Source organism: Micromonospora sp. BL4 (assembly GCF_003667505.1).
Classification (GTDB): Bacteria; Actinomycetota; Actinomycetes; order Mycobacteriales; family Micromonosporaceae; genus Micromonospora.
Genome location: NZ_RCVJ01000159.1, coordinates 1 through 780 on the forward strand (window position 1 = coordinate 1; position 780 = coordinate 780).

1 pseudogene is annotated in these 780 nt (G+C 71.9%); it reads left to right on the top strand.

Annotated elements, in window-relative coordinates:
- Window positions 1–672: pseudogene (locus EAD89_RS30525) on the top strand (carboxypeptidase); the annotation flags it as partial.
- Window positions 673–780: the final 108 nt, after the last annotated feature.

The window sequence follows — 780 nt, forward strand, 5'->3', positions numbered from 1 at the left end:
GGTGGTGCCCACGCCGCCTGGTCCGTCGGTGCGTGCGCCTACAAGCTCACCGAGGAGCAGTACAACGGCGCACGCACCGACGGACCAGGCGGCGTGGGCACCACCGTGGCACAGCGCATCGCCGCACACGGCTGGAAGGTCATCAAGACCGGCGACGGCTACTACGTACCCCTCAACCAGCCCGAACGCGGCCTCATCCCGCTCCTGCTCGACACCAAGGGCGTGGAGAAGCTGACCGACGGCGAACGCATCTACCCGACCCTCACCGGCCGACGCAACGGCCCGCTGGTCGTCTCCGGCTTCACCTGCGCCGCCGACGCCACCATCAACGGCCCGGTCACCGTCCGGACGGGCGCGGCGCTCGTCGCGACCGGAACGACCATCAGCGGCCCGGTCAGCGCCACCCGCGCCGCCGGCGTCCTCCTCGCCGACAGCGCCGTCAACGGCCCGGTCCAGATCACGAACACCACCGACGCGATCTCCATCATCGACGTCACGATCGCCGGCCCGGTCAGCCTGTCCGGCAACACCACCGGCACCGACGCACCCCTGCTGGCCGGCAACACCATCCGCGGCCCGCTCAGCTGCACCGCCAACAGCCCCGCCCCGATCAACCTCGGTGTGACCAACACCGTGCACGGACCACGCACCACCCAGTGCGCGGCACTGTGACCATCACGTAGCCGAACCGGCGTGCCGGCGGTGCGGGCACCACGCCCCGCACCGCCGGCACACCCCACCCACCAACACCCCCGACCCGTGGAGCCCGCCGTGCCGCAG